Here is a 24,135-nt window from a genome sequence, read left to right as displayed (position 1 = left end):
AGTTGCAGATTTTTGTGTTCTCAGCAACTTCTCAGGACGACTGGGAAATAACTGCAGGTCACGGCGTTTTAGCGGAAATCGGCGCGGGAACTTTCCCGGAACTCTCACACGTTGAACTGTGTGAGAGACCGCCGATAGGGAGGCAAGTCATGACAAGCCCCAGCACCACTACTCGCATTCGTCCGAGCGCCGCAGATCTGGACGCCCAGAGCCCGGCCGCAGACCTGGTCCGCGTCTACCTGAACGGGATCGGTCGTACTGCACTGCTGACAGCAGCAGACGAGGTCGAACTGGCGAAGCGAATCGAAGCGGGGCTGTACGCCAGCCACGTCCTTGCCACGGGAAAGCGCCTGACAGTCGCCAAGAAGAGGGATCTCGCAACGATCGTTCGCGAGGGACAGTCGGCGCGTAGCCACCTCCTGGAAGCGAACCTGCGACTCGTCGTGTCGCTGGCCAAGCGCTACACCGGCCGTGGAATGCCGCTCCTCGATCTCATTCAAGAAGGCAACCTCGGACTCATCCGTGCCATGGAGAAGTTCGACTACGCCAAGGGCTTCAAGTTCTCGACGTACGCCACCTGGTGGATCCGTCAGGCGATCACCCGCGGAATGGCTGATCAGAGCCGCACCATCCGGCTCCCAGTCCACCTCGTGGAACAGGTCAACAAGCTCGCCCGCATCAAGCGTGAACTGCACCAGCAGCTCGGGCGCGAAGCGACGGACGACGAGTTGGCCGAAGAGTCGGGCATTCCCGCCCACAAGATCGCGGACCTGCTCGACCACAGCCGCGACCCGGTAAGCCTGGACATGCCAGTCGGCAACGACGAAGAAGCTCCCTTGGGCGACTTCATCGAAGATTCCGAGGCAACTTCGGCGGAGAACGCCGTCATCGCCGGTCTGCTGCACAGCGATGTGCGCAGCGTGCTCGGGACGCTCGACGAGCGCGAGCAGCAGGTCATCCGACTTCGCTACGGTCTCGACGACGGCCAGCCTCGCACACTCGATCAGATCGGCAAGCTCTTCGGCCTCTCGCGTGAGCGGGTTCGTCAGATCGAGCGTGAGGTCATGGGCAAGCTCCGCGTCGGCGATCGCGCCGAGAAACTGCGTTCCTACGCGAGCTGATCAAACAACACAGCACGTGCGTCAGCGCGCCACACCACTCGCGCTGACGCACCGCACAAAGCACCGGCCACCGCTTGTTCCCTCCCCCTCGGGAATGTGCGGTGGCCGGTGTTGTTCGTTGTACCTACCGCAGACGCCTGGGCCCCAGGTCGATTGCGCTCGGCTCGGGCCCGATGCGTACTCGCGAATCGGTGATCTCCGCGCCGGTAGCCGAAGCAAGTACCGGCTCACAGGCCAGTTCGCGGACTTCCGGAACGTCGTCGGCCAGCGCCGAGATCCGCTGGACCAGATCGACCAAGGCACCCTTGTTGACCGGAACGGCATTTCGATATCCGGAGAGCAGCGGCGCTGCCTTGGGTGCGTCGATCAACTCCGTAGCAGCGTCTTCCGTGAGCGGCAGTACGCGATAGGCACGGTCCCCGAGGAGATCGGAGATCACACCGGCGAGACCGAACGAGATCAGCGAACCGAACGACGGGTCGTCTTGGACACCAACCACACACCCGATGCCCTTGGTTGCCATTTTCTGCACGTGCAGCAGCGGTTCACCCGACGCGGCCGCAAGATCTCGGTAAGCGAGGCGCACCGATTCAGGTCCACTCAGATCCAGCCTGACGCCGCCCAGATCCGGTCGGTGGCGCCACATTTCGCCGGTTGCCTTGACCGCGACCGGGTAGCCGACAGCATCCGCTGCCTCTACAGCTTCGTCTTCGCTCAGGACCGAACGGAATTCGACGACTGCAACCCCGTAGCACTCGAGAAGAGCTGCTGCTTCGACGTCCGAAAGCCAACGGCCAGGCGAGTTTTCAAGCCAGGCGGCCACCATCTTCTGAGCTCGTTCGGAGTCGATTCCCGCGGGGCGAACAACCTTCGACGCAGGCTTGCTGCGCCACTCCGCGTAACGCCAGGCCCTCGCCAGTGCCAGTGCGGCGCGCTCCGGCCCCGGGTAGGACGGCACCGAACCGCGGGTCGGGTTTCCGACTTCGTCGCGGACCGCCAGGACGTCCGGCACTCCCTCGGCTGCGAGGAACGTCGTGAGAATCGGCTTGTCCGAGCCGGCGACGGCGTCTTTGAGCGCTTTCGCGAACGGCTCGACCGGAATGGCAACCGGAGGAACGAAGACGGCGATGACGGCATCGACGTCGAACGACGCCAACGCGTCGCGCACGGCAGCGGCGAACAGTTCCGGACTCGCCTGGGCGCCAAGGTCGACCGGGTCGCTGACCTGCAAACCTTCACTGCGGGCGGCGTCCGCGGCAAGGACACCGAGCGCGGTCGAGTTGCCGATGACAGCAAGCCGTGGACCGGCCGGCAACGGCTGGTATCCGAAGAGCAAGGCACAGTCGAACAATTGTGAAATGGAGCCGACCTGGATGACGCCCGCCTGTTCGAAGAGGGCGCGGACGATGGAATCGTCGATCTCGACTCCGGTGGCGGCGAGAACCGGCGGAACCGCGTGCCGACCGCTCTTGACCGCGACGATCGGCTTCTTCCGCGCAACTCGGCGGGCGATCCGGGAGAACTTTCGTGGGTTGCCGAAGCTTTCGAGGTAGAGAAGGACCACTTCGGTGGACTGGTCGGAATCCCAGTACTGCAGAAGGTCGTTGCCCGAGACGTCCGCACGGTTGCCGGCAGAAACGAAGGCGGACAACCCGATTCGGCTGCGCGCAGCTTCGTCGAGAATGGCGATACCGAGCGCGCCGGACTGACAGAAGAAGCCCACGTTGCCTGCCACCGGCAAGACCGGCGCGAGAGTCGCATTCAACGAGATCGCGGGGTCGTTGTTCGCCACCCCCAGTGCATTCGGACCGATGAGGCGCATTCCGTGAGCGCGTGCTGCATGGACCAGTTTGCGTTCGGACGAGCGTCCGTCCGGACCGCTCTCGCTGAAGCCCGACGAGACCACCACCAGCGCTTTGACGCCCTTGTCGAGGCAGTCGTCGAGTACCGAATTGATCGATTCCGCAGGTACAGCCACGACGGCGAGATCGACGTCGTCGGGGATGTCGCGAACAGTTGGGTACGCCCGCACCCCGTGAACCGAACGATGCTCCGCGTTGACGGGGTAGACCGGTCCGGTGAATCCGCCGCGCAGCAGGTTGGTCAACACCGCGTTACCCACCTTGGCGGGGTCCGCTGATGCGCCGATCACTGCCACCGATCGTGGACTCAGCACGTTTCCCATGCTGCGGGCCTCAGCTGCCCGCTCACGCGAATTACGTACTGAAACAAGCGCTTCCGTCGGGTCGATCGCGAATTCGAGGCGCAGCACGCCACCGTCGAACGAGCGGCTCACCTGATACCCCGCCTCACGGAACACCGTCACCATGTTGCGGTTCTCGGACAGGACCTCGGCGACGAACATCGTCAGGCCGTTCTCGGCCGCTGCTGCTGCCAGGTATTCGAGCAGGATCGGGCCGAGGCCGCGCCCCTGGTGTGCGTCGGCGACGACGAAGGCGACCTCGGCAGACTTTCCGTCACCGACGTCGAGGAGTCGCTCGTAGCGACCCACCGCGATGATCTCGTCGCCGAGCATCATCACGAAGGCGACGCGGTTGTGGTGGTCGACCGTCGTGAAATTCTTCACGTCGCGCGCCGACATCGTGGGATACGGGCCGAAGTAGCGCAGGTACCGAGTGCGCTCGGAGAGTTTGCCGTGGAATTCGACGAGCTTGTCCGCGTCCTCGGGAACGATGGGTCGCAACGCCACCGCGCCGCCGTCGGAGGCGAGAACGTCGACTACCCACGAATGGGGATAGGTGTGAGCGGGGTCGGTCTTCGGCGCCTGGTCGCTCGCGCCGCCGGCATCGGTATCGGACTGTTCAGTCACGGGGATCCTCCGGGTCGAGTCCGAGTAGCGGGAACGAAGCGCGGCGTGTGGCGATGATCGCCGAGTCGATTCGGGTGAGTGCACGATCTACCGAGGCGACACCTGTCTCCGGTGTACCACCCGGGCCGTCCCACGGGGTGTAGGCGACATCTCCGCCGTCGCCCATGGTCGGCGGGAGGTCGACGCTCGGCGCTCGCAGCTTCGTCGATTCCTTCCACTCGTCAGGCACAGCTGTGTCGACGTCGACCTCGCGATCGAGCGCGGCAGCGATCAGGTGAGTCCATGCCCTCGGCACGACGCGAACCAGTCCGTATCCGCCGCCGCCGACTGCCAGCCACCGGCCCTCGGAGTAGCGGTCGGCGAGATCGCGCATTGCCAGGAACGCTGCTCGCTGGCCGTCGACGGTCAGAGCGAGGTCCGCGAGCGGGTCCTCGCGGTGCGAGTCGACTCCGCACTGGCTGATGATGATCTGCGGGCGGAAGGCTGCAATGGCTCCCGGTACGACGGCGTGAAATGCGCGCAGCCACAACGCGTCGACGGTCCCGGGAAGCACCGGGATGTTCACCGCCGTACCTTCGGCGGCCCCGTCGCCGACCTCGCTCGACCATCCGGTGTTCGGCCACAAGGTTGCCGGGTGCTGATGCAGCGAGACCGTGAGCACCCGCGGGTCCCCGAGGAACGCATGTTGCACTCCGTCGCCGTGGTGAGCGTCGACGTCGATGTAGGCGATGCGGTCGTAGCCGTTGTCGAGCAGCCACGAAATCGCAACCGCCGCATCGTTGTAGACGCAGAATCCAGAGGCCCAATCCGCCATCGCATGGTGCATGCCGCCGCCGATGCTGACCGCGCGCCTCGTACGTCCCGAAGCGATTTCCTGCGCTGCGGCCAGCGAGCCGCCGGCGAGGATCGCACTGGCTTCGTGCATGTGCGGGAAGACCGGGTTGTCCTCGGTACCGAGCCCGTGGGGAACATCCTGGCCGCTCACACCGTTGTTCGCAGAGTTACCCGCGTCTTTGACCGCTGCAAGATATGCCGGTGTGTGGATTCTGAGGAGGTCGGCATCGGACGCGGCGCTCGGTTCGAGAAATTCGATGCCCTCGAGAAGTCCGAGGCTTCGCGAGAGTGCCATCGTGAGATCGAGGCGAGTGGGATTCATCGGGTGATCGGCGCTCCACCGATAGCTCAGGTACTCCGGACTCCACACCACGACTCGATTCGCTCGAGACGCCGCGGGGTCCCCGTCAGATCTGATCGACGCGGTCATGGGATCACGCTACTTCCTTCTCGTTTCGTGCCGCACACCACACTCGCGGCCCGCTTCGGAGACCGAGATCGAGTGACACGAATCCAATTCGGACACGCGCTGGACTCGCCGCAGTGGAGGCGGCACCGGAACCACGAACTGAACGGTAGAATGATCAACTGACGAAGGGGTTGAGTGTGAAGGATCTAGTCGACACCACGGAGATGTATCTCCGGACGATCTACGACTTGGAAGAAGAGGGCGTAGTCCCACTCCGGGCGCGGATCGCCGAACGGCTCGAACAGAGCGGACCCACCGTCAGCCAGACAGTTGCGCGTATGGAGCGCGACGGCTTGCTGATGGTCGCCGGCGATCGACATCTGGAACTCACCGACAAGGGTCGCGATCTCGCGATCTCTGTCATGCGTAAGCACCGGTTGGCAGAGCGCCTACTGGTGGACGTCATCGGTCTGAAATGGGAAGACGTACATGCCGAGGCATGCCGTTGGGAGCACGTGATGAGCGAGGAGGTCGAGCGTCGGCTCGTCGTCGTTCTGAACAACCCCACGACGTCGCCATACGGCAACCCGATTCCGGGCTTGGACCAGTTGGGACTCGACGGCCCGGTTGCCACCACCGAAACATTGGTGCGCCTGACCGATATTCCGCACGGCGCACAGACAGCTGTGGTCGTTCGGCGACTCGCCGAGCACGTGCAGTCCGATCCCGAGGTGATCGCGCAGCTGCGTGACGCCGGCGTCGTTCCCGACGCCAGGGTGACGGTCGAAACCCGTCCGGGCTCGGTGACCATCATCGTGCCGGGTCACAGCGGGTTCGACCTGTCCGAGGAAATGGCTCACGCCGTTCAGGTCAAGCAGGTCTGAGGAACTAGATGAAACTCCTGGTCACCGGCGGCGCCGGTTACGTCGGCAGTGTGTGCAGCACTGTGTTGCTCGAGCGTGGACACGAAGTTGTCGTCATCGACGACCTCTCCACCGGAAATGCCGACGCGGTGCCTGCCGGTGCCGAGTTCATCGAAGGGGATGTGGGGGCGCTGGCCGCCGACATCCTCGGCAGTGCGGGTTCACCGGTTTTCGACGGCGTACTTCACTTCGCCGCGCAGTCGCTGGTCGGCGAATCCGTGCTGCACCCCGAAAAGTACTGGCGCGGAAACGTCGTCACGACCATCGAACTGCTCGAGGCGATTCGTGTCTCCGGCACTCCCCGGCTCGTGTTCTCTTCCACCGCCGCGACGTACGGCGAGCCGGAGCAGTCCCCCATCGTGGAAACCGCTCCGACCCGCCCTACGAATCCGTACGGCGCGACCAAGCTCGCGATCGATCATGCGATCACCTCGTACTCGATCGCCCACGGCCTCGGCGCTACCAGCTTGCGCTACTTCAACGTCGCGGGTGCGTACAAGTCCGCCGGCGAGAACCGGGTGATCGAAACCCACCTGATTCCGCTCGTCCTTCAGGTCGCACTCGAGCAGCGAGACAAGATCTCGGTATTCGGAACCGACTGGCCCACGCCGGACGGCACCGCGGTACGCGACTACATACACGTGCTTGACCTCGCCGAAGCGCATCTGCTGGCGCTCGAATCCTCGGTTCCCGGCGAGCACCGCATCTACAACCTCGGAAGTGGTGCCGGCTTCAGCGTGCGCGAGGTGATTGCTGCCTGTGCGCGGGTCACCGGCCTGCCGATCAACGTCGAAGACGCGTCACGACGGCTGGGTGATCCGGCCGTACTGATCGCATCGAGCGACAAGGCGATTGCCGAGTTGGGTTGGACGCCCACGCGTACCGATCTCGACGTCATAGTCGCCGATGCATGGCAGTTCCTCCAGGATCTGGGCGACCGCTCACACGCTGCTCGCTAGCTTCCGCTCGGCAGTGCCGGCGGCAAGCCGGTAATTCCGAGCGATTCCCCGATGGACAATCCGACGGCCGCAAGGTCACGGATCCCATCGGGGTGCACACCGGATTGCAGCGATAAATCCAGCAATCCGGCCAAGGTGTGTTCCGAATCGGCCGACAGTGCGGCAGACAGCGCAACACCTGCCAGGGGCCCGTCGCCGCGCACGTATGCAAAGAACCCGAGAAGTGTTGCCGGCCAAGCTCGTTCGGGAGACGGTACTTCATGGGTGAGCACGAGCCACAATTGCTCGGCATGTGCGGCAACCGACGTGATCGCCAGACCCAACACCACGTCGCGGACGTGAACGTCCGTCAAAGCGACCACCAGATCGGCGCATTCCTGCGGGTCAGGGCAGTAAGTGCCTGCCTCCACACGGCGGACTTGTTCCAACACCAGATCGACCCGGCGCTGAACTGCGGCATCACGGCCTGATCCCCCTCTGTACTCACTCGATTCTCGGCGGCTCGCGATCAGTTGGCCAATCGCGTCGTGATTGCGAGCGGCACCGTGTACCCACCGGGCCAGTTCCTCGCGCGAACGGCGAATGACCCTCCCGCCCAACACTTGCGCCGCCGCGACCGACGAAGATGCCGGGTCTGGCAGGGTGCCGCGGTGAATCGAACTCGTGGCACTCGTCCACGGCTGGCCAGATTCTATTGCGGCCGTGCACAATACGTCAGCCAGCTCGACGCAGGTTCCGCCGAGCATGTCTTCGAATACCTCGGCCAGCTCGATGGTTTCGTCGATGAGAGTTTCAGCTGTCGAGCAATTGGTGATCACCACGAGAACGACCGCACGCGCTCCTTCCCCGTCACACACGGCGGCGAACTGGCGCAGCGCCGCGCTCATCTGCCTCGCAGGCTTTCCCTTGACGCTGGGAAAGTAGTCGTGTCGCATTACCGGGCCGAGCGTCGAGGCGGAGGCGCCCATCAGAGACAGCGCAACGACGGAGTTGGACGGATGGAATCCCAGGAGGGCGGGTATTGCCGCGATCAATTCGCCTGGATCGGAAACACGTTCAACGCGTCCGAAAAGGGCCAGGTCGTCGTCGGAGAATTCGAATTCTCCTGGAAGAGGTGATGTGGTCATGCACAGACCCTCGCCGATCGCCCCGATGCCGCCATCCGCTCGACCAGGGAAAACAGCGACGTCGAATTCGTCTGTGGATTATCGAGTCAGTTGGGGACGAATTATCGCGCCGCACCGAAAAGGTCCGCTCTGTGTCGGACCCGTGTGCTGCGAAATCACTTGCCTGCTTTGACCTTCTGTACGGCTGCGGTGAACGCTTGATCCAGAGGTGCCGTCGAGGGCGTCGCAGAACCGAACGTCATCAGTGTTGTTGCTACCCGTACGTCGCCGACCTGCGCGATCAATGTCAGCATCGTCTGATCGCCGGCTGCGGCTTTGGGGGACACGACGGTGCGGCGAAGTGACATCGTCTTGTCGGCATCGATCGGCGACGGCGGAAGAATTTCCGTCGTCACTGTAGTGGTGACGCCGTTCGCAGTGACCGTCATGGACGAGCACTGGCGAGTTTGCGCTTCCAACTCGTCCAGGGACGCGTCGACCTTCGTGAGTTCGACCGAAATCGTTGCCCTCGTCGCATTGTCGGTCCCGACCGCCATCACGGTCCCGTTCGGACCGTAATCCTGTTCCGGTGGCTCACATTCGGATGGATCGACGGTGGCACCGCGTGGGACGCCGACTAGATCCGGCGCTGCCATCGGGACGGCCTGCGGGGGCAGCACAACAGCGCCGAAGGGCTCGGGAAATTCCTCGGGAGTCAGCAGCAGTTCGGACAACGGTGCCGCCGTTTTCGGAGAGGTGGATTTCGGCGTCGAGGATTTGGGTGCAGCCGTCGTACTCGGCGCCGCTGAGCCGCTGTCGGTCGCACCGGCAGTCGCCGGCGCGGAGTCCGGAACGGGTGCGCCTTGGACCGACCCGGAGCAGCCCGCGAGTAGTGCAACGGCGGCCACCGCAGCAAGGGAGCATGCGGCCACTCGCCTGGACGATCGTGGACACACCCGCATGTAAGCCTCCGCACTCGACCTCGACCGATCCCGACAATCGACCAATGCATTTCGGACAAATCGGCCGTGCCGACCTTGTCTTCCACTCTGCCATGTCCGAAGCCGCGCACCCGACATCTAGCGAACGCCCAGGCCAAGTGTCGAAAGATACCGCTCGGCTTCGCTCTCGGCGAACGTCCGTCTCGTCGGATCGGGAATGATCGGTCACCGACTCGGTGTTCTTACCGATGAACGTCTGATCCAGTGCTGTCGGGCACCTGACTCCGATGCTGTCGAGCGTGCGCCGATAGTGGACACTTGAGATCAAGACCGAAGAGCGAAGGGGACTGCGATGGACGAACAGTCGAGGATGTACGAGCTGGAATTTCCGGCGCCCCAGTTGGCGGCTGCCGACGGCCAGGGACCGATCCTGATTCACGGACTCGAGGGTTACTCCGACGCCGGTCACGCCGTGAAGTTGGCGACGACGCATCTGCGCGAAAGCCTGGAAACCGAGCTTGTCGCGTCGTTTGCTGTCGACGAGCTGATCGACTACCGCTCACGTCGACCAACGATGACGTTCAAGGCCGATCATTTCTCCGATTACGACGCTCCGGCGCTCAATCTGTACGCACTGCGCGATACGGCCGGCACGCCGTTCCTGCTGCTCGCAGGGATGGAACCGGACCTCAAGTGGGAGCGGTTCACCACGGCCGTTCGTCTGTTGTCCGAACAGCTGGGAGTGCGTCGAACCATCGGGCTCAACGCGATTCCGATGGCAATCCCGCACACCCGACCGCTGGGTGTGACAGCACATTCGACCAACAAGGACCTGATCCAGGACCATCAGCGTTGGTCAGGTGAACTGCAGGTTCCCGGCAGCGCATCGTCACTCCTCGAGCTTCGTATGTCTCAGCACGGGCACGAGGCGATGGGCTTTTCGGTGCATGTCCCCCACTACCTCGCGCAAACGGACTACCCGGGCGCCGCAGAGACTTTGCTCGAAAACGTTTCCGAGGTTTCGGATCTGGAATTGCCCTTGGTTGCACTGGGTGAGGCCGCGGCGCGCGTTCGGGAACAGGTTAACGAGCACATAGCCGGGAACGAAGAAGTTCAGACTGTAGTCCACGCTTTGGAGCGTCAATACGACACTTTTGTCGCCGCTCAGGAACAACAGTCGTCCCTTCTGGCCGGCGAGGCCGACCTTCCCAGCGGTGACGAGATCGGCGCAGAGTTCGAAAAGTTCCTGGCCGAACAGGCAGGAAATGACGACTTCGGCTCAGCTGGAGACCTCGATCGAGGCGACAACTGACGAAAATGTGACGGGCGGGGCGCATAATTCGACATTGTGCGCATTCCGCAACCCCTCCGTTACCTGGGCTGTTGTTCAGGACACATCCGTCGGATAGCCTCAAACTCTGTGTGATTTTCGTTGACGGCTCAACAACTGGAGCAGACAGTCAACGTGGTCACACGCCGAGCCAGGAGGCGACATGAGCAGACCACGGAACCGTCAGCTCCGACCGGTCCCCGACGAGGAACCGCGGATGATGTTCCGGACGATTCACGGCTACCGACGCGCATTTCGGATAGCCGGCGAGGGTCCGGCAGTACTGCTCCTGCACGGAATCGGCGACAACTCGTCGACGTGGACCGAGATCATTCCCCACCTCGCCAAGAAGTACACCGTCATCGCACCTGACCTGTTGGGTCACGGCCGCTCCGACAAGCCGCGCGCAGATTACTCGGTAGCCGCGTACGCCAACGGCATGCGTGATCTTCTGTCGACGCTCGGCATCGAGCACGTCACCGTCATCGGGCATTCGCTCGGCGGCGGCGTCGCGATGCAGTTCTCCTACCAATTCCCACACATGGTGGATCGCCTCGTGCTGGTCTCGGCCGGTGGCGTCACCAAGGACGTCCACCCGCTGCTGCGCCTCATGTCCGTTCCGGTGGTCAACGAGGTCGTCAAACTGCTCCGGATACCTGGCGCGATGCCGCTCGTCCGGATGGCCGGAAACCTTGCCGGTGTCGTTCACGGTTCGAATCTGCGCCCCGGCACCATGCTGCACGACACGCCAGACCTGATTCGAGTGCTCGCTGATCTCCCCGACCCCACTGCCTACGAGGCTTACCTTCGTACGCTGCGGGCAGTCGTGGACTGGCGCGGACAGGTCGTCACGATGCTCGACCGCTGTTATCTGACCGAGAATCTGCCGGTTCAACTGATCTGGGGCGACGACGACTCCGTCATTCCCGTCTCCCACGCTCACCTCGCGCACGCGGCGATGCCGAACTCACGTCTCGAAATCTTCCGCGGCTCGGGCCACTTCCCGTTCCGCGACGATCCGATGCGTTTCCTGCAGATCGTCGAAGATTTTCTTTCCAGCACCGCACCACTCGTCTTCGACGAGGCCCGCTGGCGTCACATGCTGATCTCCGGCGTCGGCGAGAACACCATCACCGGAACGTCGTCCACCCGCATGGCAGTGCTCGACGCCATGGGCTCGGACGAGCGAAGCGCAACCTGATCCGCGGTTGCGGCTAGCCTGTACGAGTGCTGCTGACGGAACTTCTCCCCGACAACGCGGATCCTGATTCCGTTTTCGACGCCTTCTCTTCGTGGACCCTCGAACGAGGTTTGACGCTCTATCCTGCCCAGGAAGAGGCCGTCATGGAGTTGGTCTCGGGTGCAAACGTGATCCTTGCGACGCCGACCGGGTCCGGTAAATCGATGGTAGCGATCGGCGCGCATTTCTATGCGATGTCGCTCGGCAAGCGCACCTATTACACAGCGCCGATCAAGGCCTTGGTGAGTGAGAAGTTCTTTGCGCTGTGTGAGGTCTTCGGTGCCGAGAACGTCGGCATGATGACCGGCGACGCCGCCGTGAACTCGTCGGCGCCGATCATTTGTGCGACGGCAGAGATCGTCGCGAATCTCGCACTGCGAGAGGGCCCGAACTCCGATATCGGCCAAGTCGTGATGGACGAGTTCCATTTCTACTCCGAACCCGATCGAGGCTGGGCGTGGCAGGTTCCGCTCATCGAGTTGCCGCACGCGCAGTTCCTCTTGATGTCGGCAACTCTCGGTGAGGTCGACTTCTTCTCCGAGGATCTGACGCGTCGCACCGGGAAGCCGACCACCGTCGTCTCCGGCACGGAACGCCCTGTGCCTTTGATGTTCTCGTACGCGACCACGCCGGTCGGCGAAACCATCGAAGATCTGGTGACCACCAACCAGTCCCCCGTCTACATCGTGCATTTCACGCAGGCGGCCGCGCTCGAGCGCGCCCAGGCACTGACGAGCGTCAACTTCTGTTCCAAAGCCGAGAAGGAAGCGATCGCCGAAGCGCTGGGCGGTTTCCGCTTCACCACGGGGTTCGGAAAGACACTCTCGCGCCTGGTCCGGCACGGCATCGGCGTTCACCATGCGGGCATGTTGCCCAAGTACCGACGGCTCATCGAAGTTCTCGCGCAGGACGGGCTTCTCAAGGTGATCTGCGGTACCGACACTCTGGGCGTCGGAATCAACGTCCCGATCCGCACAGTGCTGCTGACCGGTCTCGCCAAGTACGACGGCGTCCGCACACGGCATCTGAAGGCCCGCGAGTTCCATCAGATCGCCGGCCGCGCGGGTCGTGCAGGCTACGACACGATGGGCACCGTTGTCGTCCAGGCACCGGAACACGAAGTGGAGAATCTGCGGGCAGTCGCCAAGGCCGGCGACGATCCGAAGAAGATCAAGAAGATTCAACGCAAGAAGGCTCCCGAGGGGTTTGTGTCCTGGAGCGAAGCGACGTTCGACCGCTTGGTCGCGGCATCGCCCGAACCGTTGGTGTCGCGATTCTCGGTCAGCAACTCGATGCTGCTCAATGTCATTGCCCGCCCGGGCAACTGCTTCGACGCGATGCGGCATCTGTTGGAGGACAACCACGAATCGCGTCCGGCGCAACGCAAGCACATCCTCAAAGCGATCTCGCTGTATCGCGGATTGCTCAGCGCCGGGATCGTGGAACGCCTCGACGAACCCGACGAGTACGGCCGCATGGCTCGGTTGACCATGGACCTGCAACGCGACTTCGCCTTGAACCAGCCACTCTCACCGTTCGCCTTGGCGGCATTCGAACTTCTCGACGTCGAATCCGACAGTTACGCACTCGATGTCGTCTCGATCATCGAGTCGACGCTCGACGATCCGCGTCAGGTTCTGATGGCGCAGCAGCACTTCGCACGCGGCGAAGCGGTGGCGCAGATGAAGGCGGACGGCATCGAGTACGAGGAGCGCATGGAGCTTCTCGAAGAGGTCACCTGGCCGAAACCGTTGTCGGACTTGCTGTTCCCGGCTTTCGAAATGTACCGGGGCGGCCACCCGTGGATCACCGAGTTCGCCCTCTCCCCCAAGTCCGTGGTGCGCGACATGATCGAACGCGCCATGACGTTTGCCGAATTGATCAGCCATTACGGACTTACCCGGTCCGAGGGCCTCGTCCTGCGCTACCTCGCCGACGCCTACCGCGCGCTGAGGCAAACCGTCCCGACCGAAGCGCGCACCGAGGAACTCGAAGACATCATCGAGTGGTTGGGCGAGCTGATCCGTCAGGTCGACTCGAGCCTGCTCGACGAGTGGGAGTCACTCACCGACCCCGGAGCCGAGGCAGACACGGAAGAGGTTGCGTTCGGCGCCGACATTCCCCGTCCCATCTCGGCGAACCCGCGCGCATTCCGCGTCATGGTGCGCAATGCGATGTTCCGACGCATCGATCTCGCGTCGCGTCGACAGTGGAACGAGCTGGAAAACCTCGAGGACGGTATCGAGGCCGCCGAGTGGGAAGAGCAACTACTGCCGTACTTCGAGGAGTACGCAACCATCGGAACCGGGCCGTCGGCGCGCGGTCCGGCGCTCTTCCAGGTCACTGAGGACGGAGAGTTCTGGCGGGTGCGGCAGGTGCTCGAGGATCCGGAGGGCGATCACGGATGGGCGCTGCTTGCCGTCGTCGACATCCCGGAATCGGATGCCGCGGGTGAAATCGTGTTCGACGAGCTGAGCGTCGTAGAAGGCTAGCGCCTGTGCGCCTTTCCGGTAGTCATCGCTACCGGAAAGGCGCACAGGGGGCGTCAGCCCCTTCGAGCCTTCCGCGGCTGGTTACGACGCGCAGCGCGCTTTTCCTTGATGCGAACGTTTTCGGCCCGCACGTCGGCCTGAACAGCGCGTTCCTTTTCGAGCCAATCAGGCTTCTCTTCGAGGAGTGCGGCGATCTGATCCGTGGTGAGTGCTTCTTCGACGCCGCCGCGGGCCAGGCCGGCGATCGATACACCCAGCTTGGCGGCGATGACCGGGCGAGGGTGCGGTCCGGTGCGTCGCAGCTCCAGCAGCCACTCCGGCGGATCGGTCTGCAGAGCGGTCAGCTCGTCACGAGTCACGTCGCCTTCCTGGAACTGCGCAGGTGTTGCTTCCAGGTACACACCCAGCTTCTTGGCAGCCGTCGTCGGCTTCATCGTCTGGGGAGTTTTGTTCGACGTCATGCAACAAGAGTAACCAGCCGATACGGGTGCTTTTACCAAGGCGGTAGCCTTGCCTGGTGACAGACGCGGATAGTCAGGCAATTTTTCGACTCGCGTACGCCCCGGGGGTGACGCCCACCAAGTGGGTCCGGGTGTGGCACGAGCGGCTCCCCGAGGTGCGTCTGGAACTTGTTCAGTTCCCGGTTCTCGAACTCGAAGCTGCACTTCGCGCAGGTGAAGCAGATGCAGGTTTGGTTCGCCTGCCGATCGACCGGACCGGCATCAGCGCCATCTCGCTGTATGCGGAAACCCCGGTGGTGGTGGTGCCGAAAGATCACGTGTTCACTACTGTCGATCAGATTTCCGTCGACGATCTGGCCGACGAGATAGTGCTCGATCCGCTCGACGACAGACTCGACTGGCCGACCCGTCCCGGAAAGACCGCCGCCGAGCGACCCGCGACCATCGCCGACGCCATCGAGTTGGTGGCCGCCGGCGTCGGAGTTGTCGTGGTTCCCCATTCGCTGGCGCGGTTCCACCATCGCAAGGACCTGACCTTCCGTCCGGTGGACGGTGCGCCCGAGGCTCCTGTGGCTTTGGCATGGCTGGAGTCCAAGACCACAGATCTGGTCGAGGAACTTATCGGCATCGTGCGGGGCCGAACGGCGCAGAGTTCCCGCGGCCGAAACGGTGAGCCGGCGGAGAAGATCAAGGGCTCCGTCAAGGCCAAGATCGCGGCCCGCGAGCGTCGCGCAGAAGCTGCCAAGAACGGGCAGAAAGCTAAGGGCGCCGGCACCGCAAAGAACATATCCGGACGCAACGCCGGTTCCGGTAAGGCCAAGGCGGGCGGCAAATCAGGCAGCGGCAAGTCCGGTGGGACCAAGAGTTCGGGTGGCCGGTTCTCCGGAAAGCAGAAGGGCCGCTAGGGCTTTCACACAACCCCCTCGACCGCGAGGACGATGACGCACCCCTCGAGGTCGGGTCATCTGGCATGCTCTATCCTCGATTCACTGTGATCTCGCAGATGAATTCGGGGGGGATTCGTTCATGGGTGTGGATACTTTTTCAGCTGATCCAGCCGAATTGGCAAGTGCTGCGGAGGGGCTGACGGCATCTGCCGAGGAACTCGGTGGATTCTCGGCTTCGGAGGCCGCTACCGCCGCATCGGCCGGAGCCGCCGGGTCGGCGTTCGCTGCAGCCATAGCCGACAACGTCGTCACCGTCGACGAACTCGGCCGCGCGATCGGTGCGGGGATCACTGCTACCCGCACGAAACTGGAAAACTCCGCACGAGTGTTCGCCCGGGTCGACATCGCCAACGGCGCACGGATCGAGGATTCGGGAGACGTGCGATGACACTGTCGATCTCGCAGATCCGATCCTGGAATCTGGACGCCCTCGACAACTATGCCGGCTCCCTGGGCCGCGGACATGACGTATTCGACAGCAACGTCGACATCGCGCACCGCATCATGGACACCGCAACCAGCGATTGGAGCGGCAGCGCGGCGACCGCAGCGTGGGATTCGGCAACGCAGCAGCATGTCCCCGCCGACGCGCGAATCCCCAGCGCCCTCGCCTCGGGCATGTTCACCGTCTCCAATCCCAACGTCACCGACGGCAACGGCAACGGCAACGTGGGCAGCCTCGACAACCTTCCGCCAGACGTCCGCAAAATCTTCAGCGACCCCGCGTACAGCTCGCAACTCCAACCCGGCGGGTACTCCACCACCGTGAACGTCAACCATTTCGACGATTCGAATGCCCTCGCGGACATACTTCGAAATGCAGACCCGGCGACACAATCCGGCAGCGCTCTGAGTTCTGCACTGCTCGATCACAGCGCAGATCTCGCCCCTCTCCAATCGCAAACTTCATCGAGCGCCCCGATGCGATTGGTCTTCGACGACGACGGCCAGCCCGTCAGCAACGATGAGCTCGACTCCAGCCTCACCAAAGCCCTCGACGTTGCCACTCGGGACATACCTTCGAACGCCGACTTCCTCACCACCTCTGCTCATCAGGACGACGTGGTGAATCTGTTCACCCGCGAATGGAACGATGACGGACGAGCCGTCAGCGGCCTCACCGATTGGATCGGACCCGACGCCACCAACTCCAACCCAGCTGTTGCCGAACGGGCCGGCACCTCTGCCCTTGCACTCGCCCACAATCTCGCCGACAACAAAGGTGCCTACCTCGACATCGCCGGCCTGGACAACAGATCCGTCGGAGAAGTGAATCCCGCGTTGACGCAATCCATTGGTTCCGCGGTGACCCCGTACATCGGCAATCTCGTCGGATTGGAACCCGATCAAACCGGTACCCTCGGTTTCGAAAATCTCGATGCCTACGACGACAGATTCGCCAATGCAAAATCGGTGATCGCGATCATCGACAGCGACCCCCACGCAGCCGCAAGTTTCAATGCGAACATGCTCGGAGCCGCGGGCCAACTCCAAGGGACCTTCGTCGAAACCAGCATGAGCGGAGACATCGCCGCGGGTTCTTCGCAATATGCAATATATGCGGGACGCGTCCAGGCACTGATGGACGGTGCTCTGGAGGAAGAAGCCCTCAACCGAACCGGTGACGCTGCGGCGGCGCAACAGGACATCATCAGCAGACGTGGGAAAACATACGACGAACTCGGTTGGCTGATTTCCGGCGGTGCCGCCATGATCCCAGGCTTCGGACCACCGACCAGCGTTGCAGTCAGCATGCTGGGAGTCGAACTCAAAGATCACGTCCTGGGCTCCCCGGTCGAAGTTCCTCCGGCACAACTCAACTTCACAGACCAGAGTTCGGCTTCGACGACCCTTCTCGATTACCGATTGGTTCAGGCACTCGACAACGCCTACGGAAGAGAAGACTTCGAGCAACTGAACGGTTTTCGAGTCAATGGCGATCCGAGCGAATCCCTCAGACCAGTCGATCTGGAGACCCTGGGTCTAAACGGCAAATTCGACAGCACGCTGCAGGACTATTTGACGTTTCGGGGATTCAATCGCGATACGTTCATGACCAACATGAGAGACGGACTCGACGATGTCGGATAGATTTCCTGCGTTTACAAGGCGAAACCACCGCGCCGCAACCGCTCTTGCACTGGCATTCAGCATGGGATCATGTATCGCGGGTTGCGCGGCACCCAACTCAACCGAAAACGTCAGCGCCACAACCACGCCCGCCGCGCCAAACGTCTATGTACTACCGAGCTACATGACCGACTATCACAACCAATGGCTCGCAGACCCCGGCATCGACCTCTTCAGCGAAGAGGCCACCATAATCCGAGCATTCATAGAATCCGACTACATCGTTGACAGTAGTGGCGATCGCAGCGACGCCTACCACGGGTTCTCGAGAATCACTGCGAACACTCGTGGAACGGTCTCGAGCGATCGCCGCTACGGAGAACCCGCAGACACACCACCACGCGTCTACCGAGGTACCAGCATCAACCGGATCTTGAGTATTCAAACAATTCCCGCCGGATACCCTGGCGATTCGACCGTCGTCGCTTACGCCTGCTCCGACGCCTACGATACCGATTACGACGGCCGCAAACCGGATTCGTCGCGACTCCCGAGCAGTAGTTACGAGATCTGGATGCACAACACCGCTTCTACGGCTACCCCCTACCCTCGATTCGAAGGGCCCCGCAATGCACCGGAAGGGGACGTCTTCGGCGGCTGGATCGTCGACAAATTCACCAGCTCCACCAGCGACCGTGTGCAACAGGAGACTTGCTCTGACTGGTTCAAATCGCGTCACGACGGGAATCGACTCCGGATGAGCACCGACTTCGCCCCACCCCTCGTCCTCCCCAACTACCCCGGCTGGCCAGAAGATGCGGCCCGGTAGGGGCCAGGGCAACGGTGCCGCGCCCAAATCTGACCAAGTCAGGACCTCAGCGGCGCTGCCGGACGCATGATGGAGTGATGACGGTCGAAAATTCGTACGCCTTGGACGAACTTGTAGCGGCACTCCCCGAGGGAGCCGTCCTGCTGGATCCGGATGTGACCGCGGGCTACCGCCAGGACTGGGCCGCCGACCCGACCGCAGGCCACCCCGCTGCCGTGGTTCGCGCAACGTGCACCGAAGACATCCAAGCAGTCATGCGATGGGCAACCGCCAACCGCGTGCCGGTGGTTCCCAGAGGTGCCGGCTCGGGCCTTTCCGGTGGATCCAGCGCCGTCGACGGTTGCATAGTGGTCAGCACCGAGCGAATGCGACAGATCACGATCGACCCGGTCGCCCGTGTGGCGGTTACGCAGCCCGGCTTGATGAATGCGGAGGTCAAGAAAGCCGCCGCAGAGCACGGACTCTGGTACCCACCTGACCCGTCGTCCTTCGAGATCTGTTCCATCGGCGGCAATGCAGCCACCAACGCCGGCGGACTCTGCTGCGTCAAGTACGGAGTTACCACCGACTACGTTCTCGGACTCCGGGTCGTGCTGGCAGACGGGACAGCGGTCAGCCTCGGAGGTCCCCTTCTCAAGGACGTCGCCGGACTCTCCCTCACCAAACTGTTCGTGGGCAGTGAGGGAACTCTCGGCATCATCACCGAAATCACGTTGCGTTTGATTCCCGCGCAGCCGCCCGCATCAACCGTCGTCGCGTCGTTCGACTCGGTACAAGAAGCTGCGGACGCGGTCTTGGCGATCACCAGCAACATGCGTCCGGCGATGCTCGAGTTCATGGATCATGCCAGCATCAATGCCGTCGAGGATGCGGTACGCATGGGTCTGAACCGCAAGGCTCACGCACTGCTGCTCGCGCAGTCCGACGCACCCGGCGCGGCAGGCGTGCTGGAAATCGAGACGATTGTTCAGGCGTGCGAAAACAACGGAGCCACCGAAGTATTCGCCACCGATGACCAGGCCGAAGGTGACGCTTTTGCGGCGGCACGGCGGGCAGTGTTCCCGGCAGTGCTCGCGATGGGAAGTCTGCTTCTCGAAGACGTGGGCGTTCCCATGCGCGCACTCCCCCAGCTGGTAACCGGGGTCGAAGCCATCGCCGACGACCTCGACGTCCTGATCTGCACGGTGGCGCACGCCGGAGACGGAAACACACACCCGCTCATCGTCTTCGACCCCGCAGACCCGGACATGTCCGAACGCGCACAGATCGCATTCGGACGGGTGATGGATCTCGCCATCGCGCTCGGCGGCACGATCACCGGCGAACACGGGGTCGGTCGACTCAAGCGCGACTGGCTGCCGTCACAGTTGGGTGAAGACGTCATGGCCCTCAATCGCAAGGTCAAGGATGCGCTCGACCCGCTGGGAATTCTCAATCCCGGAGCCGTCATTGCCGTGAAAGAAGGCTCTCTCGACTAGCTTTCACGTCGACGTCGAACGAGTTACGTCATCGAGGAACTGTCGGGCTGACCGAACGGACCAGCTCGGCCAGCTGACGGAATCCTTCTGCTCGGCCACTCGACGAGCGGAACACGACGCCGATCGTGCGACCTGGAGCCGGCGCGGCGAAATGCGCCGTCGACAAGTCCCCGCGTCGAACCTCCACGGCAACAGCCGATTCCGGGACCAAAGTCACCCCGAGTCCCCCGGCCACACATTGCACGACTGTCGCGAGAGAGGTAGCCCGCGTGTCACCGGCAAGCGGATGGGCGTCTACCGAACGGCACAGATCCAACGTCTGGTCACGCAGGCAGTGGCCGTCGTCGAGCAAGAGCAACGGCAGCGCGTCGAGCACGTCCGCCGTGAGATCGACACGTCCGGCCAAGGAATGATCGTTCGGCACGACCATCACAAAATCCTCTTCGTACACAGGAACTTCCACCAGGCCAGGTGTTCCGGCAGGAAGCGCCAACACCGCGACGTCGAGCGCTCCCGATCGCAGGGCATCAAGCAAGCGCGCCGTTTGATCCTCGACTATTTGCGGCGCCAACGACGGCAGCTTCTCGCGCAGCTCCGGCAACAACCCCGGAAGAATGTACGGCGCAACGGTCGGGATCAACCCGATGCGTAGCGGTCCGGTCAGAGAGTCGCCGGAGCCGGCCGCGCTCGCGACGAAACCGTCGGCAGCCTCGAGGATTTGCTTCGCCTGACCGAGCAAGCGCTGTCCGTCCGCGGTCACGAGCACGCGCCGCGTACTACGTTCGATCAGTTTGACCCCTAGCCCCGCCTCGAGAGCCGCCAGCGCCTGCGACAGTGTGGGTTGGCTCACACCGGAACGTGCTGCGGCAGTACCGAAGTGCCGGTACTCGGCCACCGACACAAAGGCACGCAGCTGTGACAAGGAAGGTTGATAAGTCTGATCAGACATGCCTATCAGTGTAGTGCCACCCATCACCTTTACCTTTTGAACGGTTTGATGCAGAATGGACTCATACCAAAAAGCGCCGGTCACAACCTCGACACTCCAGTCGAAACCGTCCGACCCGCTGACGGTGACAAACCCTCTCGATCCAGCACGTTCGGCCGTCACAGTCCGAACAGCCGGATCGTGTGCGCAAGAAATTCCTGTTCACGAGACACGTAGGAGAATGAGACACATGGCTCTGCTCACAATCGGCGACCAGTTCCCCGCTTACAACCTCACGGCTGTCATCGGCGGCGACCTGTCCAAGGTCGATGCCCAGCAGCCCGATGACTACTTCACCACCGTCACCAGTGACGACTACGCAGGCAAGTGGCGCATCGTCTTCTTCTGGCCCAAGGACTTCACCTTCGTGTGCCCCACCGAGATTGCTGCATTCGGCAAGCTCAACGAAGAGTTCGCAGACCGTGACGCTCAGGTTCTCGGCGCTTCCGTCGACAACGAGTTCGTGCACTTCCAGTGGCGTGCACAGCACGAAGAGCTCAAGACCCTCCCCTTCCCGATGCTCTCGGACCTCAAGCGTGAGCTTGCCGAGGCCACCGGCGTCCTCAACGCCGACGGCGTTGCAGACCGCGCGACGTTCATCGTCGACCCCAACAACGAGATCCAGTTCGTCTCCGTCACAGCCGGTTCCGTCGGCCGTAACGTCGACGAGGTTCTCCGCGTCCTCGACGCTCTCCAGAGCGACGAGCTGTGCGCATGCAACTGGAAGAAGGGCGACCCGACCATCAACGCCGGCGAGCTTCTGACTGCGAGCGTCTGAGTATGAGCGTCGAGAACCTCAAGAACTCGCTTCCCGAGTACGCGAAGGACCTCAAGCTCAACCTGAGTTCCATTGCGCGCACGACGGTCCTGAACGAGCAGCAGTTGTGGGGAACGCTCCTCGCAACGGCCGCAGCCACCAAGTCTGCGTCCACGCTCAAGGAGATTGCTTCCGAGGCTGCCGACAACCTGTCGGCAGAGGCATACAACGCCGCTCTCGGCGCAGCGTCGATCATGGGCATGAACAACGTCTTCTACCGCACCAAGGGCTACCTCGACGGTAAGTACGACGACCTTCGTGCCGGCCTGCGGATGAACATCATCGGCAACCCGGGCGTCGACAAGGCCGACTTCGAATTGTGGTCGCTTGCAGTGTCCGCGATCAACGGCTGCAACCACTGCCTCGAAGCTCACGAGAACACCCTCCGCCAGGAAGGTGTCGACCGCGAGGTCATCTTCGAAGCGATCCGCGCCGGTTCCATCGTCGCGGGCGTCGCACAGGCTGTCGAAGCCAACGAGATCCTCTCTGCCGCACAGGTCTGATCACCCGGACCTGAGTGCAGTTCGACGAGCCCTCCCCACCGTGAAGGTGGGGAGGGCTTTTCGCGCGCTAGGGTGGACCGATGGGTATCGAAGTGAGTGTGGTCCGGGTCTTCACGGACGAGAACGGCAAGCACGGGAATCCGTTGGGAATCGTCGACGCGTCCACGGTTGCAGAATCGGATCGACAAGCCGTCGCGAAGGAACTCGACTACAGCGAGACCATCTTCATCGACGTTCCGGATGACGGCGCCTCGCGTGCGCGGGTCCAGATCTTCACTCCGGCAGCAGAACTCCCCTTCGCCGGACACCCGACCGTCGGTGCCACGTGGTGGCTGGGCGAACAGGGCCGTCGCGTGAGCGCCCTCGACGTTCCTGCCGGCAGTGTCGACGTCCGCCAATCCGGCGCTTTGACGTGGGTACGCGCGCGTGCCGAATGGGCACCGGAATTCGCGATCTATCCGATGGACACGGTCGACGACGTCATCGACGCAGATCCGTCCGACTACGAGGCGGATCATTCGTATCTGTGGGCATGGCAGGACAAGCTCGAAGCTACCATCCGCGCACGCATGTTCGCACCGGTGATGGGAATCGCCGAGGACGAGGCGACCGGATCTGCAGCGCTGCGCATCACGGACCGATTGAGGAAATCACTGCTCATCACCCAGGGACGCGGATCGGTGCTTCACACCACCTTCTCTCCGGAAGGGTGGCTCGAAGTCGGCGGCCGCGTCGTCGCCGAGCCGTCACGAACCTTGTGAGTACCCGGCAGGATTGCGTCCGGCCTCGAGGTCACGTGCGCTGAGTGACACCGAGATCTCGTCACCGAGCGCAACTCCCGGCGCGAGGGGCAACTGATCTCCACTCCAGAACTTGCCCGGATCGAACCAGTTGATACGACGGTTACCGACAAGCAGACCCATCGCCTCATAGGTCTTGGCAACCACTTCGGCGCAGTAGGCGCTCTCGACGGCCACTGCGGACACGTCGGACTTCTTGCGCAGCTTCGGGATTCGGCCTCCGAACCAGCGTGAGGCAAGCTTGGCCGTCGACGGGAACGGCGTACCGTCCAGCCGTGCGATCGTCTTGAGCAGAGCGTCTTCCTGCTCCCGGGTGACTTCGTGGTCGAGCTGGCGCAACCATCCACGCTGCCCGTACTTGGCGCCCCAGACCTGAACCCCCGATCGCAGATCGTGCAGTTGGACACCACGCTGAAAGCGTCCGGTCCACATGTCCTGCAGCGAGTGACCGAGTTCCGCATGCCACATCAGCGGCGGAAGGTCGTCGATCACGACCGACATTCCGACGTGGTTGACCGGGCTGTTGGTCAGCGTCTGGATGGCCCGGTCCGCCGTCGACTCTCCGCGGAAGATCCAGATGTCGCCCGTGCGGGTCGCCGCGGCGGCCTCCTCGAGACTCACCTGCGAAAGCAATCGTCGGTCCATGCCTCTAGCGTAGAGGGATGAAACTCCCTACTCCTCTGCGCGCCTCGCACGTTTGGAAACTGGTCGGCCTCGCCGGTGCAATGGGCGTTGCCGCCACCGGGGTTCTCGTTGCGCGCGGCGAACGCCAGCGTCGGGCCTACTCTCCGGACGAAATTCGCTCGGTACTGCACGAGCGGTACACCCAGGCCTACGCCAAGCAGTCGGAACAAGAGGTTCTGGAACTCGAACCTGCACCCAACGCTGTGCGGCGCCGAATCGAGAAACTCTTCCGGCGCCGCAACTGAACTCATCCTAGAGCTGCGAGGATCCCTGCTGCCATCTCCGCGACCTGATCGTCGGTCATGACGAACGTCGGCGAAATCTGCATCGCACCCTGACCCGCCGCGCGACCCGAAATACCGTGCTCACGCAA

The 24,135-nt window shown here is 62.9% G+C and carries 22 protein-coding genes and 1 pseudogene; 15 read left to right on the top strand and 8 right to left on the bottom strand.

Annotated elements, in window-relative coordinates:
- The first annotated feature begins 149 nt into the window (after positions 1 to 149).
- Positions 150 to 1,121, top strand: coding sequence for a sigma-70 family RNA polymerase sigma factor (locus AC3WQS_RS19265; protein WP_003942639.1), 972 nt, complete (start codon positions 150 to 152; stop codon positions 1,119 to 1,121).
- 124 nt (positions 1,122 to 1,245) lie between these two features.
- On the opposite strand, the gene AC3WQS_RS19260 is transcribed toward AC3WQS_RS19265, so the two are convergent.
- Positions 1,246 to 3,951: a bifunctional acetate--CoA ligase family protein/GNAT family N-acetyltransferase gene (locus AC3WQS_RS19260; protein WP_492712305.1), complete on the bottom strand. Its 2,706-nt coding sequence runs from the start codon at positions 3,949 to 3,951 to the stop codon at positions 1,246 to 1,248.
- Positions 3,944 to 5,215 (bottom strand): acetoin utilization protein AcuC, encoded by a 1,272-nt coding sequence (locus tag AC3WQS_RS19255; RefSeq protein WP_019748234.1) that lies wholly within the window; start codon positions 5,213 to 5,215, stop codon positions 3,944 to 3,946. Before AC3WQS_RS19255 ends, AC3WQS_RS19260 begins: the two co-directional genes overlap by 8 nt.
- Before the next feature lie 176 nt (positions 5,216 to 5,391).
- On the opposite strand from AC3WQS_RS19255, the gene AC3WQS_RS19250 reads away from it, so the two are divergent.
- Together AC3WQS_RS19250 and galE are read left to right on the top strand one after the other, a co-directional pair.
- Positions 5,392 to 6,078: an iron-dependent transcriptional repressor DtxR gene (locus tag AC3WQS_RS19250; RefSeq protein ID WP_003942150.1), complete on the top strand. Its 687-nt coding sequence runs from the start codon at positions 5,392 to 5,394 to the stop codon at positions 6,076 to 6,078.
- Between the two features lie 8 nt (positions 6,079 to 6,086).
- Complete coding sequence (gene galE, locus AC3WQS_RS19245) at positions 6,087 to 7,076, top strand: UDP-glucose 4-epimerase GalE (RefSeq protein ID WP_029255256.1); 990 nt, start codon at positions 6,087 to 6,089, stop codon at positions 7,074 to 7,076.
- On the opposite strand, the gene AC3WQS_RS19240 is transcribed toward galE, so the two are convergent.
- Positions 7,073 to 8,203 carry a DUF4192 domain-containing protein gene (locus AC3WQS_RS19240; RefSeq protein WP_492712302.1) on the bottom strand — a complete coding sequence of 377 codons (1,131 nt, stop codon included), beginning with the start codon at positions 8,201 to 8,203 and terminating at the stop codon, positions 7,073 to 7,075. The genes galE and AC3WQS_RS19240 overlap by 4 nt on opposite strands.
- A gap of 155 nt (positions 8,204 to 8,358) precedes the next feature.
- Positions 8,359 to 9,114, bottom strand: coding sequence for a sensor domain-containing protein (locus AC3WQS_RS19235; RefSeq protein WP_024487430.1), 756 nt, complete (start codon positions 9,112 to 9,114; stop codon positions 8,359 to 8,361).
- A gap of 361 nt (positions 9,115 to 9,475) precedes the next feature.
- Between AC3WQS_RS19235 and AC3WQS_RS19230 the strand changes: the two genes are divergently transcribed.
- From AC3WQS_RS19230 to AC3WQS_RS19220, 3 genes are all read left to right on the top strand, one after another.
- A complete protein-coding gene (locus AC3WQS_RS19230) occupies positions 9,476 to 10,435 on the top strand; it encodes a proteasome assembly chaperone family protein (protein ID WP_003942198.1) in 960 nt (319 codons plus the stop codon).
- Between the two features lie 181 nt (positions 10,436 to 10,616).
- Complete coding sequence (locus AC3WQS_RS19225; RefSeq protein WP_019748230.1) at positions 10,617 to 11,654, top strand: alpha/beta fold hydrolase; 1,038 nt, start codon at positions 10,617 to 10,619, stop codon at positions 11,652 to 11,654.
- A 26-nt stretch (positions 11,655 to 11,680) separates the two neighbouring features.
- The gene (locus AC3WQS_RS19220; protein WP_020907550.1) at positions 11,681 to 14,185 is read left to right on the top strand and encodes a DEAD/DEAH box helicase; all 2,505 of its coding nucleotides are present in this window, start codon (positions 11,681 to 11,683) and stop codon (positions 14,183 to 14,185) included.
- Between the two features lie 53 nt (positions 14,186 to 14,238).
- Here AC3WQS_RS19220 and AC3WQS_RS19215 read toward each other — a convergent pair whose 3' ends face one another.
- A complete protein-coding gene (locus AC3WQS_RS19215) occupies positions 14,239 to 14,646 on the bottom strand; it encodes a DUF5997 family protein (RefSeq protein ID WP_019748228.1) in 408 nt (135 codons plus the stop codon).
- A gap of 56 nt (positions 14,647 to 14,702) precedes the next feature.
- On the opposite strand from AC3WQS_RS19215, the gene AC3WQS_RS19210 reads away from it, so the two are divergent.
- The 5 genes from AC3WQS_RS19210 (at position 14,703) to AC3WQS_RS19190 (ending at position 19,970) form a co-directional block, all read left to right on the top strand.
- The gene (locus AC3WQS_RS19210) at positions 14,703 to 15,551 is read left to right on the top strand and encodes a LysR substrate-binding domain-containing protein (protein WP_492712301.1); all 849 of its coding nucleotides are present in this window, start codon (positions 14,703 to 14,705) and stop codon (positions 15,549 to 15,551) included.
- 121 nt (positions 15,552 to 15,672) lie between these two features.
- The gene (locus AC3WQS_RS19205; protein WP_021334291.1) at positions 15,673 to 15,981 is read left to right on the top strand and encodes a type VII secretion target; all 309 of its coding nucleotides are present in this window, start codon (positions 15,673 to 15,675) and stop codon (positions 15,979 to 15,981) included.
- Positions 15,978 to 17,684 carry a TPR repeat domain-containing protein gene (locus tag AC3WQS_RS19200; protein ID WP_492712300.1) on the top strand — a complete coding sequence of 569 codons (1,707 nt, stop codon included), beginning with the start codon at positions 15,978 to 15,980 and terminating at the stop codon, positions 17,682 to 17,684. Before AC3WQS_RS19205 ends, AC3WQS_RS19200 begins: the two co-directional genes overlap by 4 nt.
- Before the next feature lie 163 nt (positions 17,685 to 17,847).
- Positions 17,848 to 18,492 (top strand): hypothetical protein, encoded by a 645-nt coding sequence (locus AC3WQS_RS19195; RefSeq protein WP_019748224.1) that lies wholly within the window; start codon positions 17,848 to 17,850, stop codon positions 18,490 to 18,492.
- A 77-nt stretch (positions 18,493 to 18,569) separates the two neighbouring features.
- Positions 18,570 to 19,970: an FAD-binding oxidoreductase gene (locus AC3WQS_RS19190; RefSeq protein ID WP_492712299.1), complete on the top strand. Its 1,401-nt coding sequence runs from the start codon at positions 18,570 to 18,572 to the stop codon at positions 19,968 to 19,970.
- 28 nt (positions 19,971 to 19,998) lie between these two features.
- On the opposite strand, the gene AC3WQS_RS19185 is transcribed toward AC3WQS_RS19190, so the two are convergent.
- A complete protein-coding gene (locus AC3WQS_RS19185) occupies positions 19,999 to 20,919 on the bottom strand; it encodes a hydrogen peroxide-inducible genes activator (protein WP_024487432.1) in 921 nt (306 codons plus the stop codon).
- A 229-nt stretch (positions 20,920 to 21,148) separates the two neighbouring features.
- Between AC3WQS_RS19185 and AC3WQS_RS19180 the strand changes: the two genes are divergently transcribed.
- The 3 genes from AC3WQS_RS19180 (at position 21,149) to AC3WQS_RS19170 (ending at position 23,039) form a co-directional block, all read left to right on the top strand.
- Positions 21,149 to 21,736 carry a peroxiredoxin gene (locus AC3WQS_RS19180; RefSeq protein WP_003942119.1) on the top strand — a complete coding sequence of 196 codons (588 nt, stop codon included), beginning with the start codon at positions 21,149 to 21,151 and terminating at the stop codon, positions 21,734 to 21,736.
- A gap of 2 nt (positions 21,737 to 21,738) precedes the next feature.
- Positions 21,739 to 22,278, top strand: a complete 540-nt coding sequence (gene ahpD / locus AC3WQS_RS19175) for an alkylhydroperoxidase, AhpD family (RefSeq protein WP_003942122.1) — start codon at positions 21,739 to 21,741, stop codon at positions 22,276 to 22,278.
- A gap of 80 nt (positions 22,279 to 22,358) precedes the next feature.
- Positions 22,359 to 23,039, top strand: a complete 681-nt coding sequence (locus AC3WQS_RS19170; protein ID WP_400820764.1) for a PhzF family phenazine biosynthesis protein — start codon at positions 22,359 to 22,361, stop codon at positions 23,037 to 23,039.
- Here the strand turns inward: AC3WQS_RS19170 and AC3WQS_RS19165 are convergent.
- Positions 23,025 to 23,723, bottom strand: coding sequence for a hypothetical protein (locus tag AC3WQS_RS19165; RefSeq protein WP_492712297.1), 699 nt, complete (start codon positions 23,721 to 23,723; stop codon positions 23,025 to 23,027). The two genes, AC3WQS_RS19170 and AC3WQS_RS19165, sit on opposite strands and share 15 nt — an antisense overlap.
- A 17-nt stretch (positions 23,724 to 23,740) precedes the next feature.
- On the opposite strand from AC3WQS_RS19165, the gene AC3WQS_RS19160 reads away from it, so the two are divergent.
- Positions 23,741 to 24,007, top strand: coding sequence for a hypothetical protein (locus AC3WQS_RS19160; RefSeq protein ID WP_007732799.1), 267 nt, complete (start codon positions 23,741 to 23,743; stop codon positions 24,005 to 24,007).
- 2 nt (positions 24,008 to 24,009) lie between these two features.
- Here the strand turns inward: AC3WQS_RS19160 and AC3WQS_RS19155 are convergent.
- Positions 24,010 to 24,135 (bottom strand): annotated as a pseudogene (locus AC3WQS_RS19155) (aspartate aminotransferase family protein); the annotation flags it as partial.

The organism is Rhodococcus sp. FW305-130 (assembly GCF_058788335.1).
This window is presented reverse-complemented; position numbering and strand designations above follow the sequence as displayed.